We start from the raw sequence: 239 nt of genomic DNA on the forward strand, positions 1-239 counted from the left end.
GATTTCTCTACACGGTAGAGCCGTTCCATCACATAAGGCACATCTTCTTTTGGGATGCCTGGCCCCGTATCTTTGATTTCTACTACACCATACATATCTTCTTGTCGCACACGGATGAATATTGTACTGTTAACGGACGTATACCGCCGAGCATTCTCTAGAATATTAAGCAGAACCTGTCCAATTCGCTGTCGGTCTCCCCAGACATATAACGGAGTATCGGATGGTTGATATTCAAG

At 44.8% G+C, this 239-nt stretch carries 1 protein-coding gene; it reads right to left on the bottom strand.

Annotated features, from left to right (window positions below; all coding sequences use genetic code 11):
- Nucleotides 1–239 (bottom strand): ATP-binding protein (locus tag LKX83_RS32875; RefSeq protein WP_227887485.1); only part of this gene is annotated, 239 nt, incomplete at both ends.

The sequence above is a fragment of the Cohnella baijiui genome, from assembly GCF_020731285.1.
In the GTDB taxonomy this organism is placed as follows: domain Bacteria; phylum Bacillota; class Bacilli; order Paenibacillales; family Paenibacillaceae; genus Cohnella.